Annotated in this window: 15 protein-coding genes; 7 read left to right on the forward strand and 8 right to left on the reverse strand. The window is 65.0% G+C overall.

All coding sequences use genetic code 11. The features are described from left to right. Positions 1–313: 313 nt before the first annotated feature. Positions 314–562, forward strand: coding sequence for an EF-hand domain-containing protein (locus MQW79_RS12080; RefSeq protein ID WP_476584724.1), 249 nt, complete (start codon positions 314–316; stop codon positions 560–562). A gap of 118 nt (positions 563–680) precedes the next feature. Here the strand turns inward: MQW79_RS12080 and MQW79_RS12085 are convergent, their stop codons facing one another. From MQW79_RS12085 to MQW79_RS12095, 3 genes are all read right to left on the reverse strand, one after another. Further along, positions 681–1,562, reverse strand: coding sequence for an EamA family transporter (locus MQW79_RS12085; protein ID WP_476584725.1), 882 nt, complete (start codon positions 1,560–1,562; stop codon positions 681–683). Continuing rightward, positions 1,562–2,440 (reverse strand): EamA family transporter, encoded by an 879-nt coding sequence (locus tag MQW79_RS12090; RefSeq protein ID WP_476584726.1) that lies wholly within the window; start codon positions 2,438–2,440, stop codon positions 1,562–1,564. Before MQW79_RS12090 ends, MQW79_RS12085 begins: the two co-directional genes overlap by 1 nt. A gap of 136 nt (positions 2,441–2,576) precedes the next feature. After that, complete coding sequence (locus tag MQW79_RS12095) at positions 2,577–3,620, reverse strand: aspartate-semialdehyde dehydrogenase (RefSeq protein ID WP_476584727.1); 1,044 nt, start codon at positions 3,618–3,620, stop codon at positions 2,577–2,579. A 519-nt stretch (positions 3,621–4,139) separates the two neighbouring features. On the opposite strand from MQW79_RS12095, the gene MQW79_RS12100 reads away from it, so the two are divergent. Further along, positions 4,140–5,225 (forward strand): outer membrane protein, encoded by a 1,086-nt coding sequence (locus MQW79_RS12100; protein WP_476584728.1) that lies wholly within the window; start codon positions 4,140–4,142, stop codon positions 5,223–5,225. Positions 5,226–5,276: 51 nt separating this feature from the next. Beyond that, a complete protein-coding gene (locus tag MQW79_RS12105; RefSeq protein ID WP_476584729.1) occupies positions 5,277–6,467 on the forward strand; it encodes a BaiN/RdsA family NAD(P)/FAD-dependent oxidoreductase in 1,191 nt (396 codons plus the stop codon). Here the strand turns inward: MQW79_RS12105 and MQW79_RS12110 are convergent. Next, entirely contained in the window at positions 6,464–7,051 is a 588-nt protein-coding gene (locus MQW79_RS12110) for an acyloxyacyl hydrolase (RefSeq protein ID WP_476584730.1), read from the reverse strand. The genes MQW79_RS12105 and MQW79_RS12110 overlap by 4 nt on opposite strands. A gap of 115 nt (positions 7,052–7,166) precedes the next feature. On the opposite strand from MQW79_RS12110, the gene MQW79_RS12115 reads away from it, so the two are divergent. Both MQW79_RS12115 and MQW79_RS12120 read left to right on the forward strand, forming a co-directional pair. Continuing rightward, positions 7,167–8,183 carry an LLM class flavin-dependent oxidoreductase gene (locus MQW79_RS12115; protein WP_476584731.1) on the forward strand — a complete coding sequence of 339 codons (1,017 nt, stop codon included), beginning with the start codon at positions 7,167–7,169 and terminating at the stop codon, positions 8,181–8,183. Positions 8,184–8,251: 68 nt separating this feature from the next. Beyond that, complete coding sequence (locus tag MQW79_RS12120) at positions 8,252–9,457, forward strand: GGDEF domain-containing protein (RefSeq protein WP_476584732.1); 1,206 nt, start codon at positions 8,252–8,254, stop codon at positions 9,455–9,457. Here MQW79_RS12120 and MQW79_RS12125 read toward each other — a convergent pair. The 3 genes from MQW79_RS12125 to MQW79_RS12135 form a co-directional block, all read right to left on the reverse strand. Then, entirely contained in the window at positions 9,447–9,725 is a 279-nt protein-coding gene (locus MQW79_RS12125; protein ID WP_476584733.1) for a hypothetical protein, read from the reverse strand. The two genes, MQW79_RS12120 and MQW79_RS12125, sit on opposite strands and share 11 nt — an antisense overlap. 65 nt (positions 9,726–9,790) lie before the next feature. After that, positions 9,791–10,609: a COG3904 family protein gene (locus MQW79_RS12130; RefSeq protein ID WP_476584734.1), complete on the reverse strand. Its 819-nt coding sequence runs from the start codon at positions 10,607–10,609 to the stop codon at positions 9,791–9,793. A 214-nt stretch (positions 10,610–10,823) separates the two neighbouring features. Beyond that, positions 10,824–12,179 carry a hypothetical protein gene (locus tag MQW79_RS12135; protein WP_476584735.1) on the reverse strand — a complete coding sequence of 452 codons (1,356 nt, stop codon included), beginning with the start codon at positions 12,177–12,179 and terminating at the stop codon, positions 10,824–10,826. A gap of 198 nt (positions 12,180–12,377) precedes the next feature. On the opposite strand from MQW79_RS12135, the gene MQW79_RS12140 reads away from it, so the two are divergent. After that, positions 12,378–13,379 (forward strand): Gfo/Idh/MocA family protein, encoded by a 1,002-nt coding sequence (locus tag MQW79_RS12140; RefSeq protein WP_476584736.1) that lies wholly within the window; start codon positions 12,378–12,380, stop codon positions 13,377–13,379. A 120-nt stretch (positions 13,380–13,499) separates the two neighbouring features. On the opposite strand, the gene MQW79_RS12145 is transcribed toward MQW79_RS12140, so the two are convergent. Then, positions 13,500–14,063 carry a TetR/AcrR family transcriptional regulator gene (locus tag MQW79_RS12145; RefSeq protein WP_476584737.1) on the reverse strand — a complete coding sequence of 188 codons (564 nt, stop codon included), beginning with the start codon at positions 14,061–14,063 and terminating at the stop codon, positions 13,500–13,502. 69 nt (positions 14,064–14,132) lie between these two features. Here MQW79_RS12145 and MQW79_RS12150 point away from each other — a divergent pair, with 69 nt between their 5' ends. Beyond that, a complete protein-coding gene (locus tag MQW79_RS12150) occupies positions 14,133–15,149 on the forward strand; it encodes an NAD-dependent epimerase/dehydratase family protein (protein WP_476584738.1) in 1,017 nt (338 codons plus the stop codon). Positions 15,150–15,156: the final 7 nt, after the last annotated feature.

Here is a 15,156-nt window from a genome sequence, read left to right on the forward strand (position 1 = left end):
CATGCCGCGTGACTGCGATCCCGGATTTGGCCACAGACTTGTACCCGCGCCGCCGCAATCGTGATCACTAGAGCGTGATCCGCTGGGCGCCTGCATTCTGCGATCACGCGCCGGTGACTTGCTGGCGCCCTGAAACCAAGCCTCTGGCAACGCCCGAAAATCGCCCCGAGATTTGTCCAAGCCCGCCCATCCGCCGGCCATGACCAGCCACAATGGGCGGCGATTGTCTGTCCCACGGGCCGCCGGAGAGCGACCCGTCGGCAAAGGATCCTCCCTTGCCGCCACCTCCCAAAGTCAACATGGAGCAATACCCATGAAGAAGATCGTTCTGACCTCGCTGTTCGCCCTTGGCCTTTCTGGCGCCGCAATGGCCCAGGCCGCTACCGATTTCGTCTCGGTTGATACCGATGCCAATGGTGGCGTTTCGCTGGTCGAGGCGCAGGTGGCCTGGCCTGATCTGACCGAAGAGGCCTTCACCGCTGCCGATACCGACGGCAATGGTGAACTGTCTGCGGAAGAGTATGATGCTCTGGTCGCAGCGACCGCCCCTGTAGCCCAGTAAGGCGGCCACCTGCTGGCGTGAGCGCGCCCCCTCCGGCGCTCCCTAGGCGCCGGAAGCTCACATTGGCAGTCCAGCCAGCCACCCCTTCCGGGGTGGCTGCGGCTTTTTGAGGGGACGATCAGTCGAGGCGGATGGCCGGTTCGCTCTTTTTCGCCTTGCGCAGGGTGACGACCAGCCCGGCAATGACCAGCAGTCCGCCGACGATCTCGATGCCGGTAATGGTCTCCCCCAGCACCAGATAGCCCGACAGCAGGCCGGTGATCGGCACAAGCAGGGTGAAGGGCGCCACCACCGAGGCCGGATGCCTTCCCAAGAGCCAGCTCCAGATCGCCCCGCCCAGCAGCGTCGCCGGATAGGCAAGGAAGGCGATCAGCGCCGCGTCGCTCCACGAGAATGCCGTCAGCGCCGCCGCAATGGCCGGCCAGCCTTCCATGGCAAGGGACAGGACGAACAGCGGCAGTGGCGCCGCCAGCGCCCCCCAGACCGTGAACGACACGGCATTGACCTTGCCCGCCTTCTTGGTCAGCACATTGGCCAGGCCCCAGCTGATCGCCGCGAGGATAACCAGGAGCAGCGGCAGGAGATTGGTCATTCCCAGCCGTTCGGACGCGATGACGGCAATGCCGCCAAAGGCAATGGCCGCCCCGATCACCTGGTACCGGCTCGGCCGCTCACCCAGAAGCACAAAGGCCATGACCATGGTGAAGAAGGCCTGGGTCTGCAGCACCAGCGAAGAGAGACCCGCCGGCATGCCCCAGGCGAGGCCCAGATTGAGAAAACCGTAGAGCGCAAAGCCGAAGCTGAGGCCGAAGCCGATGACGATCCAGGCCGGCGCCTTGGGCGGCTTGATAAACAGCACCAGCGGAAAGGCCGCCGCGGTAAAGCGCAGGGCCGCCGCCAGGATCGGCGGCATGGCCTCGACGCTGAGTTTGATGACGACGAAGTTGAAGCCCCAGATGGCAACGACGAGCAGGGCCAGCAGGATATGGCGAAACGGCATCAGGCGCCCCGTATTTGAACGAAAAGGCGGGGTCCGAAGACATTGACCATGAGGCCGACAAAGACCAGCACGCTGCCCCAGACTTCGAGCCCGGTCACGACTTCGCCGAGCAGCAATGCCGCGCTGATCATGCCGGCCACCGGCACCAGCAGCGAGAAAGGCGCAATGGTATTGGCCGGATAGCGGCTGAGCAGCACGCTCCAGAGCCCGAAACCCACCAGCGTCGCCGCATAGCCGTTAAAGGCAATGGAGGCCAGGCCCAGTCCGCTGATCTCTGTGAGCCCGGTGGCCACGGCATCAGGCCCTTCGATCAGCATGGAGAGGGCAAAGAGCGGCAGGGGCGGGACGAGGCTCGACCAGACCACGAAGCTGAACATGTCGACGCGCCCGGCTTTCTTGACGACGATATTGGAGAGGCCCCAGAAAAACGCCGAGGCGACACACATCAGGAGCGGCAGCAGCAGGTGGAATTCGAGCCGTTCCAGCCCGATGACGGCAATGCCGCCAAAGGCAAGCACCGCGCCCAGGAGCTGGAACCGGTTGATTCGCTCCCCCAGAAACACAAAGGCCAGGGCAAAGGTGAAGAAGGCCTGCAATTGCATGACCAGCGAGGCCAGGCCCGACGGCATGCCGAGGCTGATGGCCATGAACAACAGGCCGAACTGCGCCACGCCGATGGCCAGGCCGTAGCCGACAAGGGTCCCCAGCCGCACGTCGGGCCGGCGCACGAAGAACACCGCCGGCAGGGCCGCCGCCACATAGCGCAGCCCGGTCATGAAGAGCGGGGGCACATCCTCGACACCCCAGCGGATGAAGACGAAATTGATGCCCCAGATGGCAACGACGAGGAGAACAAGAAAAAGATCGCGCGGGGGCATGGCGTAACGTCCGGTAGGCCATCGCTTCTAAGCGCGGGTCCTGGCCCTCTCAAGGGCGCAAATCCACAATCCGTCCATGCACCAAAGCAAACGGCCTCCCCAAGGGGAGGCCGAACGGAGCGCATTGCCGCGTCGATCAGGCCGCCAGGGCCCGGGCCTTGTAGCCCTTTTCGATCAGCGTTTCGGCGATCTGGATGGTGTTGAGGGCCGCGCCCTTCCTCAGATTGTCCGAGACCACCCACATGGCCAGGCCATTTTCCACCGTCACATCCTCGCGGATGCGGCTGACATAGGTGTCATATTCGCCCACCGTCTCGACCGGGGTCGCGTAGCCACCGGCTTCGCGCTTGTCGAGCACCGAAATGCCCGGCGCTTCGCGCAGGATATCGCGGGCCTCGTCGGCGCTGATCGGATTGGCGAATTCGAGATTGACCGATTCCGAATGGCCCACGAAGACCGGCACGCGCACGGCGGTGCAGGTCACCTTGATCTTGGGATCGAGGATCTTCTTGGTTTCGGCCAGCACCTTCCACTCTTCCTTGGTGTAGCCGTCTTCCATGAACACATCGATATGCGGGATGACGTTGAAGGCGATCTGCTTGGTGAACTTCTGCGGGGTCGGGCTGTCATTGACGAAAATGCCCTTGGTCTGGTTCCAGAGCTCGTCGACGCCTTCCTTGCCGGCGCCCGACACCGATTGATAGGTCGAGACCACGACGCGCTTGATGGTGGCCGCATCGTGAAGCGGCTTCAGCGCCACGACCAGCTGCGCGGTCGAGCAATTGGGGTTGGCGATGATGCCGTTGCGCTTGGGGTCGGCCAGCCAGCGATCGAGCACATGCCCGTTCACTTCCGGCACCACCAGCGGCACGTCGGAGTGATAGCGCCAGTAGGACGAATTATCGATGACGATGGCGCCGGCCGCGGCAATGCGCGGGCCCCAGTCCTTGGAAATCGCCCCGCCCGCCGACATGATGGCAAAATCGACGCTCGAGAAATCGAAATGCTGCAGGTCCCTGGCCTTGAGGATCTTGTCGCCATAGGACAGTTCCCGGCCAATCGAGCGGGAGGACGCGAGGGCAAAGACCTCGTCCGCCGGAAACTTGCGCTCGGCCAGGATGTTGAGAACTTCGCGGCCCACATTGCCCGTGGCCCCGACGACAGCGACGCGATAACCCATTTTGGAACTCCGGTCCCTTACCATTTCCGCCCCCGCGCGATCGGCACTGGCCATCGCGGTCTTGATCTCTAGGCCTCTCCCCGGCGGGAGAGCGACCCGGGGAAAAGCGTCAGACGGTTTTGGTGGTTTTGGTCATGGCGAGCATGCCCCCGGCAGGGAGCCGGGTGGTGGCAGGAGCGGCAATAAAGCTGCGGATGCGCATGACGACTGAATGCTTCCTATGAAAAGCAGGACTTCTCATACTCTCAAATAGGAAAGAGTCAATGAATTTGCAGAACCGGCCCGTTCAAATCGCACCGCGCCGGTCGGGCGGACGCTAAAGCGCAGGAGCGGCATAGGCCGTTCGCCTTGCCGCCTCCGCTCCGTTCCGCATGGGGTGATGCAAGCGGCAACTGAAGCGTGGGAAGAAGTGGTGCGGAACGGCAACAGCCGAACGTCTATGGATTTGTTAACCTTGGATATTGATGGCACATTAGGCGGTATGTTGCGCAATCGTGTCATGCGCAAGGGGTGGACAGAATGAGCGTTCGGCATCTGGTATTGACGGCGGTGGTTGCGGCTCTGGCGACCAGCACGGCACTGGCTGCGGATACGGCGATCTATTTCAACCCTGAGCTTGCCGGCGACTTCACCGCCCCGACGCCCTTCGAGGGCCTCTATGCCGGCGTGGTCTTCGGACCCATTTCCGCCCGCAAGAGCAATTTCAACGTCCCCGGCGCCGAAATCCGTCCCGAATTCGGCGGTGTCGTCGGCTGGAACCAGCCGGTCGCCGATGGCGTGGTGCTGGGCGGCGAGGTACAGGCCACCATCGCCACCGATTTTTCCGGCTCGAACTACCTGCGCGCCATGGCCATAGCCCGGCTCGGCTTTGCCGCCGGCGATAACAGCCTCATCTATATCCTGGGTGGGGCCGGGCGCATGGGCGAGAGCTGGGCCTTCGAAGCGGGCCTCGGCGCCGAGGTCATGGTCACCGAGACCATCGCGGCGCGGCTCGAAGCGGCCGGCATCGGCCAGCTCGGCGCGGTGCCCAATGGCAACAATGTCCCGGCCATTTCGGCCATGCGCATCACCGGTGCCGCCCTCTGGCAGCTCGACGGCCCCCCGGCCAGCACCAGCTTCAATTCCGGTCCGGTCACCGATTTTGCCGGCGCTTATGCAGGCCTCAATATCGGCGGGCTGACCGACAGCGAATTCAACTTTTACGACGATTATGGCTATGGCTGGCACCTGAGCCGGTTCGAAATGGGCACGCTGGCCGGCTATAATTTTGCGCTCAACGACTTTTTCCGGGTCGGCGGCGAAGCGCAACTGGGCGTCAATTTCGATACATCTGGCGATGCGGGTGTCGATGCGCTGGCCCTGGGGCATCTGGGTGTCGTGCCGATGGACGGGCTGCATGCCTATGCGGCGGCAGGCCTCGGCCTGGTCGAGGGCAAGGGGGCCTATGCCTTTGGCGGCGGCGTCGAATATGCGCTCTGGGGCAATGCGTCCGTGCGCGGCGAGGCGCTGCTGCTTGGCCGTCTGGACGGCGAACCGGGCCTCAAGGGCACGACGGGCCCGACGACCAGCAAGGTGACGGTTGGCACGGTCTGGCACTTCGACTAAACACACGTCTTCATCTGCGCCTTTGCGCGATGACGCTGTGAAAGTACAGACATGCCCGATTTCGACGTAATCATCCTTGGTGCCGGTGCTGCCGGCATGATGGCAGGCATCGAGGCGGGCAAGCGCGGCCGCAAGGTGCTGGTGGTCGACCATGCCCGCGACCCCGGCGAAAAGATCCGCATTTCCGGCGGCGGACGCTGCAATTTCACCAATGTGAACGCCACACACATTCTGGGGCGGGAACGCTTTCTCAGCGATAATCCGCGCTTCGCGCTCTCCGCCCTCTCGCGCTACACGCCCGACATGTTCATCGACCGGGTCAGGAAGCAGGGTATTGCCTTTCACGAAAAGACCCTGGGGCAGCTCTTTTGCGACGGGCCGGCCACCCAGATCGTCACCATGCTGACCAATGACCTGCGCGCGGCCGGCGCTGCGATCTGGACCGGGCGGCAGGTGGGAACGATCGAAAAGACTGATGATGGATTCGACGTCATGGTCGGCGACGGCCGCGTCACCAGCGCGAGCCTCGTCGTGGCGACAGGCGGCAAGTCCATTCCCAAGATGGGCGCCACCGGCCTTGCCTATGACCTGGCACGCCAGTTCGGCCTCCGCCTCACCGAAACCCGCCCCGCCCTCGTGCCGCTGACCTTCGAGCCGGGGGCTCTGGCGCAGCTGACACCGCTGGCCGGGGTTTCCACGCATGCCGTGGTCAGCCATGGCAAGACCGGCTTCGAGGAGGCTCTCCTCTTCACCCATCGCGGCCTTTCAGGCCCGGCCATCCTGCAGATTTCCTCCTATTGGCGCGAGGGCGATGCCATCAGCGTCAACCTCCTGCCCGGCGCGGATGCGCTCGAATTCCTCAAGGCCGCCCGCAAATCCAGCCCGAAACTGCACGTCCAGACCGTGCTGGCCGAACGCCTTCCGAAGCGCCTCGCACAGCTCGTCGGCGAGCTGATCGACATGCCCGGCATGATCGGCGATTTTTCGGACAAGAAGCTCATGGCGGCGGCTGAAAAGATCGCCCGCTGGAATTTGAAGCCGGTCGGCTCGGAAGGCTACCGAACCGCCGAAGTGACGCTGGGCGGGGTGGACACCCGCGACCTCGACGCCAAGACCATGATGGCCCGCTCCGTGCCGGGCCTGTTCTTTGTGGGCGAAGCGGTCGATGTCACCGGATGGCTGGGGGGCTACAATTTCCAGTGGGCCTGGGCCTCGGGCTTTTCAGCCGGCCAGGCCGCCTAGAACTTCCAGCCGATGCGCAGGCCGAAATTGGAGAGGCCGTCATTGTCGCCGCAAAACTCGTTGTTGGACATGTGCTCGTAGGTCAGCGTTGCGGTGATGATTTCCGTCGCATGGATGCCGATGCCGAAGCGTTCATAGAAATTGACCCGGCAACCGAAATTCTTGGCCCCCTCCGGGGCGCCTGAAAGCGCGCCGTCATGCAGGGCCGCGCCAAAGGTGCCCTCGAGATAAACCGGCGTATCGAAGACAGGCAATTGCCAGGTGAGGCCCGCATGGACGAGGTTTTCCTTGCCCCGCAGACTGAGCGTGGCGCCGATCTCGGGGCGCGGCGAGCCGATCCAGGCAAAGGCGTCGATCTGGGGTGAGGTGAACAGGACGTCGAAACTGAGGCTTTCGACCCCGCGCACCTGCCACTCGGTCATGCCCACGGGCAGCATGGTATAGTACACGTCATAGGCGTGAATGCCGATCCGCAATTCGTCGACGACACCGGCCAGGGGGTGTGGGCTCAGCAGATCCTGCGCAGCCGCAGGCGGCAGCCCGAGCACGATCAGTCCGAACAATGTCCCTACAACGCGCCGCACCACTTGCCCCCGATCAAGGATCGAACACGGGTAAGTCAGTAAAACACACTTGGTTCCACTCTGGCAATTCATCGGCAGCTACCGATATAAGGGGCAAAGACTTCAGGAGTCCGTCATGTCCGCATCCTTCGCCCTGTCCGTGCAGGACCTTGCCCCCATTGCCCAAGGCACCAGCACGCAGCAGGCCATGGCCGAAACCATCCTTCTGGCTCAGGAAGCCGACCAGCTGGGCTTTGAGCGCCTCTGGTATGCCGAGCATCACGGCATGCCCTCCATCGCCTCGTCCGTGCCCGAAATCCTCATCGGCAGCGCCGCCGCCGCGACCCGTGACCTCAGGGTCGGCTCGGGCGGGGTCATGCTGCTCAACCATGCGCCGCTGCGCATTGCCGAGGCCTATCGCACGCTCGAAGCCCTGCATCCGGGGCGCATCGATCTTGGCATCGGCCGCGCCCCGGGCGGCGACGGCTACGCCATGCGGGCCCTGCGCTCGGGTGGCGGCGAGGAATTTTCCGCCTATCTCTCGGAATTGATGGCCTTTGACGAGGAGGGGTTTCCGCCCGACCATCCCTTTTCGCGCGTCCCGGTTTCGCCCGGCGGCGTCTGCCTGCCGCCCAAATGGCTGCTCGGCTCATCGGGCGCCAGCGCCCAGGCCGCCGGCCAGATCGGCTTCGGCTATGCCTTTGCCGCCCATTTCAGCCACACCCCGGCCGCGCCGGCCTTTGCGGCCTACAGGAGCGCCTTCCAGCCCTCGGCCGATTTTCCCGAGCCCAAGACCATTCTCTGCCTGTCGGTGATCTGCGCCCCATCGGAAGAAGAAGCAGAATTCCTTGCCACCTCGCAATCGGTCAACTGGGCGCGCTTCCTCACCGGCGAACAGCGGCACCTGACGCCGCCAGAGGAGGCGTCCGCCTTCAAGCTCTCGCCCCAGCAGCAGCAGATCATCGAGCACCAGTCGGCGCTCTGGATGGTCGGCAGTCCCGAGCGCATGGCCGAAGAGATCAGCGAAAAGGCCAGGGCGGCGGGCGCGGACGAGGTGATGATCACCACCACCATCCATTCCTATGCCCTGCGCCGGCGCTCCTTCGCGCTCCTTGCCGGTGCCCTCGGCATTCCCCCGCGGCGTACCGCATAGTTCGCAATTAACGTGTCGTTGTCTCCCCGGGGTCTAGAATTGGACCATTCTGACCCCGGACTACGCCCATGAGCGCCGCAGCCTTCGTGCTCGCCATCAACCTGTTTGTCGCCGGCATCTTCGCCACGGCGTTTGGTGTCGTTGCGGCCTATCAGCGCTCGGCGCTGGGCGCCCGCTGGCTCGCCTTTTCCTATGGCTTTGGCGCCTTCAACATGGTGCTCGAATTCGTCCTGCCCTATCAGCAGGACCACCGTCCGGTCAGCTTCGGCATCTTTGCCATCTTCCTTCTGGCACTGGCCAGCGGGGTGATCGGCCTCAGCCACCACTACCGCCTGCGCCCGCCCTATCTTCTGCTGGCCGTGGTGGTCATCGCCTCGCTCCTGCTCAACCTCTCGATTCTCGACTGGCCCCGGGTCAGCCTTGAACGCAACCTGCTCTATCAGCTGCCCTATGCCCTGGTGCAGGCGGTCGGCGTAGCGGTCGTGCTCACCCACCGCAACAAGCGGGCGCTCGACATTGCCCTATTGGTGCTGTTCGCGCTCTCGGCGCTGCACTTCCTGGTCAAGCCCTTCATGGCCATGGTCTTCGGCTCCGGCGCGGCACCGCAAGGCTATCTCGCCTCCAGCTATGCCGCCTATTCGCAGACCCTGGGCGCGCTGCTGCTGATCACCAATGGCCTGCTGCTCCTGCTGGTCATCGTGCGCGACGTCATGGCCGACATGACCGCCCGCTCGGAAACCGACGCGCTGTCGAAACTGCTCAACCGCCGCGGCTTCGAGGATCGCGGCGACAAGGCCATGACCCTGGCCGCCCGATCCGGCGTTCCGGCGGTGATGGTGGTGGCCGATCTCGATCATTTCAAGCAGATCAATGACACATTCGGCCATGCCACCGGCGACGCGGTGATTGCGGCCTTTGCCGGGGTGATGCGCGATTGCGCTCCGCCCGGTGCCGTGCTGGCGCGCCTGGGTGGCGAGGAATTTGCCGCCTTCCTGCCCGGCGCCAACCTGGCCACCGGCAAGCTCTTTGCCGAAACCGTGCGCAATGGCTTCAGGGCCCTGCCCGAGGCCGAAACCGGTCTTGCCGGGCCACCCACCGCTTCCTTCGGGGTCGCCCAGCTCATGCCCTTCGACCACCTGCCCGACCTGCTGCGCCGGGCCGACGCCGCGCTCTACCAGGCCAAGACCGACGGCCGCGATTGCGTGCGCCTGGCCATGAGCGAACCGGCGCTGCCGCTGCCTTCGGCGCGCCGGCGCAAATCCGTCAGTTCATGACCTGACGGGCCACAAGGGTACAATCGCCTGACGGTTCGACCTTGAGAGCGAGCTGCTGGCGATCGAGTTCGGCCAGCCAGGCCGTCCACGAGCACGGGCTCAACTCGGCGTCCTCGGCGCCCTCCTCGACCCGCGCGAAACGCAGCTTGAGCTGGGATCGCACGTCGCCGAACCGGTTGCGCACCCGGGCAATGGCCGGCCGCCCGTGTCGGTCGCTCACCCAGTCCCGGATATCCCGGTGCCGGGTCAAAAGATGGCCTTCGGTCATCGTCACCTCCTCTTGTTGTTATCGCGGGGAAACGGCCCGGTCCTCCACCGGTTCCGCCCCGCGCCTCAACTATCGGACCATTGGGTGACGAGCCGATAACGCTCCATCTCCTCGACGGTGAGATAGTAGAGCTGGTCTGGTGGCGTCTCGAGCGCATGCAGCCACAAAGCCGGGTCGATCCCGGCATCGGTAATGTGCCGGACGACCTCTGCCGTCACCTGCTGCGCATCGGCCATGGCCACGCCGGCAACGCTGAGCGCGTCAACCGGATTGGCGCTGAGCGCCGCCGCATAGATCTGGTGCACCCCGATGGCCGCCTCCGCGCCGGCGATCCGCTCGCTGCCGGAGGCGAAGATGATGGGACAGGACGACGCGCACAGCCCGCCATCGTGCACCTCGGTCACCAGCGCCCTTTCCCGCACGATCCGACCGATTTCGAGGGCATCGTTGACCGATCCGCCAGGGGAATCCAGCAGCACGGTTGACACATATTCGCCCCGGGCGGCGATTTCCGCAGCGAACCGGTCGGCCGAACCCGGATCGATCGTGCCCGTGAGGCTGAGCACGCCACCGGCACCCAGCGCAATGGCCAGCGGCTCGTCCAGCACCTCGGGCGCCGTGGTCAGATCCGGGCGGGGCCGCCCCCCGCCATCCTCGGACGTGGCAGGCGGCAGGATGGGCTGAGGGGTAAAGGTGAGGTCAGCAGGGGCGCTGTCATTGAGCTCGCGATAATCGACATAGAGCACGCCCATGGTTCCCGCGAGCAGGGCAAAAAAGGCAAAGCGCAGGATCGAGCCATCCTCGATGCGCGCCAGCCGCGCCACCACATGGCGATAGAACGGCCCATCATCGGTCCGGGCCCGAGCATTGGCCTCGGTCTTCATGGCACCGAACCTGCCAGAGGCGAAAAGAACCCCCACGCTTGATTCCTCCCCACAATGGGGAGGCAGATGATGAACACCGGCGACTGATGCCTGCGCCTCCCTCCCCTCGATGGGCTTTGAGCCGTCCCGCAGGGCAGATCGCTCCGGTGGAGGGATCTGAGGTGAGAAGGAATGAGGGTGGGGTGACGGGCCCCAGATGAACAGAATGGATGCGTCATGCCGGGCGCGGTCCCTCGCCGCGCTTGCGCTGGGCCGCGTCAATGGGCGTGACCGTGCCGTCCTCGGCAACCATGCGCTCCGCGGCGGGGTCGTCAGCCTGGGCTGGCCTGGCCTCGAATTCCTCGATCTCCGGCGTCAGCGCCGCCGCGGCCTCGGCGGCCCCTTCGGCCTCCATGCGCTTGTAGAGCGCCATGGCCCGCAGCATTTCGGCCGCCGTTATGGTCTCGGCTTCCTTGAGGGTTTCGGCCTCCTGGCGCATGGCGTCGTTGACGATCATCAGCACCAGAACCAGCACCACCGGCAAGAGGTCGATGGAAATGGCACCGGCCCAGGAGGGAATGAAATCCACCCAGTAGCGCAGCACCGCCTCGGCCGAGGAGAGCGGCACGAAGCGCCGCTGCTCGACCGCCGGCGTCATGAGGATTTCATCGGCGGCCGCCACCAGCGCGGCCGACTGGGCATCGACCGAAGTGCGCACCGTTTCCATGACCTGGTTCTGCCTCTGCGCCAGATCGCCCACCTGTCCATCGGCAACCGGCGCGATGAAGCCGGCAGACAGATCCGTGGCGGCACGCCGCACCGAGGCGGCGATGTCGGTCTGCTGCAGGGCAGCGACAATGGCCGAAAGCTGCACCGCCTCGGCCTGGAAGGCATCGGAGCGCGGCTCGATCTGGCCCGGCGTCGAGACCAGTTCGCGCATGCTGGCGAGGCGCTCGGACCCCTGCGTGAACAGCGTGGCCGCTTCATCGCGCGAGCCCGAAATGGTGCCCGCCAGCTGCGTCATCTGCGTGCTCATCTGCGAGAGCAGCTGCACGACGCTCCCCGAACCCTGGGTACCGGTCAGCGCGCCGCTTTCGCGCTCGTCCTGCGCCAGGGCGGCGAAACGGGCGGCGGCGCGCTCGACATCGGGCAGCAGGCTCTGGCTGGCCAGCGCATTGGCATGGGCCTGGTCGAGATCCTCGGCATAGCCCTGAAGGGTCACCGCCATATGCTGCTCGAGCGCCGCCGAACCGGCCAGCGCCGCCGCATTGAGCCAGGAGCTCATGGCGATGATCATGGCGCAGCCCACCAGCATCGTGCCGAACAGCGCCAGGCGCTGCACCCCGCTGACCACCAGCGGCACGAAGCGCATCATGAAGGTCCAGAAGGCGTAGATGGCCACCGAGACGGCCGCCGAATAGATGATGGCGGCAAAGAACACGAAGCTGGCCGAACCGTCGAGCAGGCCGCGCACCCCGAGATAGGTATAGACACCCGAGGCCAGGGCCAGCACCGCCAGTGCGAACCGGCTCATGGTTTCGACGCCGCGCACGGTTTCGTGCAGGCGGAAGGCATTGGGCTTGAGCTGCATGGGAGCCCCCGGATGCATGCGGCCCGCCACCGGGCCAGAGCGCCGAGGCTAGCATGAGCTTTCAGGCGGAACCGAGGCAGAAAGCAAGAGGGTTAATGCCGGCGCTATGACATTGCGGTGAACGGTTTTTGTCCCCACCCCCTTGCGGTCGGAGCGGCGGGGGCGCTACCCCTCTGACACCGACAGAGGAGGCATCTTGTGACCAGGAAAATTCGTTGGGGCATTCTCTCCACCGCCAATATCGGCATGCAGAAGGTGACGCCCGCCATCCAGCGCTCGCCCAGCTCCGAAGTGGTCGCCATCGCCTCGCGCGATGGAGCCAGGGCCCGCGCCGCCGCTGACAGCCTGGGTATCGCCAGGGCCTATGGCTCCTATGAGGAGCTGTTTGCCGCCCCCGAGATCGACGCCATCTACAATCCGCTGCCCAATCACCTCCATGTCCCCATGACCCTGGCGGCGGCCAGAGCGGGCAAGCATGTGCTGTGTGAAAAGCCCATCGCCCTCTCTGCCGCCGAGGCCGAACAGTTGCGCGCCATTCCCGCGGACATCATCTTCATGGAAGCCTTCATGGTGCGCTTCCACCCGCAATGGCACCGCGTCCGCGAGATCATCCGCTCGGGCGAACTGGGCGAGATCCGCTCGATCAACGCGGTCTTCACCTATCACAATGTCGACCCCGACAATGTGCGCAACAAGGCCGATATCGGCGGCGGCGGCATCATGGATATCGGCTGCTACCCGATCACCGCGGCGCGCTATTTCTTCGAGGGCGAGCCCGAGCGCGTCGTCTCTCTGGTCGAGCGCGATCCAAATTTCGGCACCGACCGTCTGGCCAGCGTCATGGCCGATTTCGGGGGCGGCCGGCAGCTGAGCTTTACCTGCTCCAACCAGGCCACGCCGCACCAACGGGTGCAGATCTTTGGCACCCGGGCCAAGGCCGAAATAACCATTCCCTTCAACGCCCCGCCCAATGAGCGCACGGCGATCACCGTCGACATCGGCGCGCCCTTCGACGGCTCGCTGGCGCGGCGCGAAGTGATGGCCGCCTGCGATCAATATACCGAACAGGCCGAGGCCTTCGCCCAAGCCGTCTTGGGCAAGGCCTCGCTCCCCTGGGGCGTCGAGGATGCCATTGCCTCGATGCGGGTCATCGACGCCATCTTTGAAAGCGAGAAGACCGGCGCCTGGGCAAAGGTCTAAACCACTGCCCTGATATCTTCGAGCACCACAAATGTCATCCCGGCGAAGGCCGGGATCCATGCGCAGATTTCAAAATGGACCCCGGCCTTCGCCGGGGTGACTATTGTGGTTGTGTCCGGGTCAGGACGCCACTTCCGGCCCCACCAGCCGCTCGGCCAGCAGCATCAGATCGTCGGAAAGGGCGGCGCTGGTGATTCCCGCCTCGGCGACGCCCTTGGCGGCGGCCAGCAGCAGCACGGCCAGGTGCCCTGCCCCGGCAATCCCCGCCGCGTCCAGCACTATTGTGAGCTTTTCGGCAATCCGCCGGTTGGAACGCTCGAACAGCGCAGCGCCCTCGTGATGGGCCACGAACAGTTCCTCGGCATGGGCGGAGCCCGCCAGGGCGGCGGAAATCACCCCGAATTTTGCCGCCAGAGCGCGTCCGATCCGTTCGGTCACCGGCCCATCATGAGCCAGCGCTGCGTCGAAGGCGGCATGCTTGTCGGCGACCAGCTGTTCGAGCAGCGCCGCAAAGATGGCGTGCTTGTCGGCGAACTGGGCATAGAGCGTGGGCTTGGCGATCTGCGCCTCGCGCGCAATGGCCTCCATGGTCGTGGCCCGCAGACCCTGACGCAGGAACAGGCCCTTCGCCGCGCTGAGAATGCGCTCGCGCTTGCCCACCACCTGCCTCGAGTGTCCCGACACCAAATTCGCTCCGCATATTGAACTATTTGAACGATATTCGTATATTTCGTTCAAATCAAGGAGTGAACCATGGCCGATACCGTCCTTCTCACCGGCATTTCCGGGTTTCTGGGCGGCCATGTCGCCCTGGCCCTGCTCAATTCTGGCTTCACTGTGCGCGGCAGCGTCCGCAGCCTCGACAAGGCCGCCAAGGTCACTGCAACGCTCGGACGCGCCGGCGCCGACACGTCGCGGCTCGACTACGTGACGCTCGATCTCGCATCGGACCAGGGCTGGGATGCGGCCATGGACGGCGTGCGCTACCTGCAGCACACTGCCTCGCCCTTCGTGCTCAAAATGCCCGAGGACCGCAACGAGCTCATCGGCCCGGCCGTCGCCGGCACCGAACGCGCCATCGGCGCGGCGCTCAAGGCCGGGGTCGAGCGCATGGTCCTGACCTCGTCCATGGCTGCCATTGCCTATGGCCACGACAAGACCAGCGCCCCGCAATTTACCGCCAGCGACTGGACCAGGCTCGATGGCCGTCCGATCAATGCCTATGTGGAATCCAAAACCCGGGCCGAGCGCCGCGCCTGGGAACTGGTGGACGCTGCGGGCCGCCATGACGACCTTGCCACGATCAATCCGGGCGCCATATTCGGGCCGCTGCTCGACGACGATCCCGGCACGTCCGCCATCCTGGTCAAGCGCCTGCTCGATGGCTCGGTGCCGGCCGCCCCGCGCATTCCCGTTACTCCGGTCGATGTGCGCGACGTCGCCGCCGCCCATGTCGCCGCCATGACCACGCAAGGTGCCGGCGGCAAGCGCTATCCAATGGCCGTGGCGCCGCTCTATTTTGCCGATGCGGCGCGCCTGTTGCGGGAAAAATATCCCGACAGAAAAATCCCGCGCTTCGAAATGCCCGACCTCGCCGTGCGCCTCTATGCCCTTTTCGATCGCGATGTGCGCGACAATCTGGGCGAGCTCGGCTATGCCAAGCGCCTCGATGCCGGCCCCTCCGAGACCCTGCTCGGCCGCAAGCTGATCCCCGCCGACGAAGCCATTCGTGCCACTGCAGCAAGTCTCATCCAGTATAGGCTCGTGTGACCCCAAC

It is taken from the genome of Devosia sp. Micro-HW1, assembly GCF_056341075.1.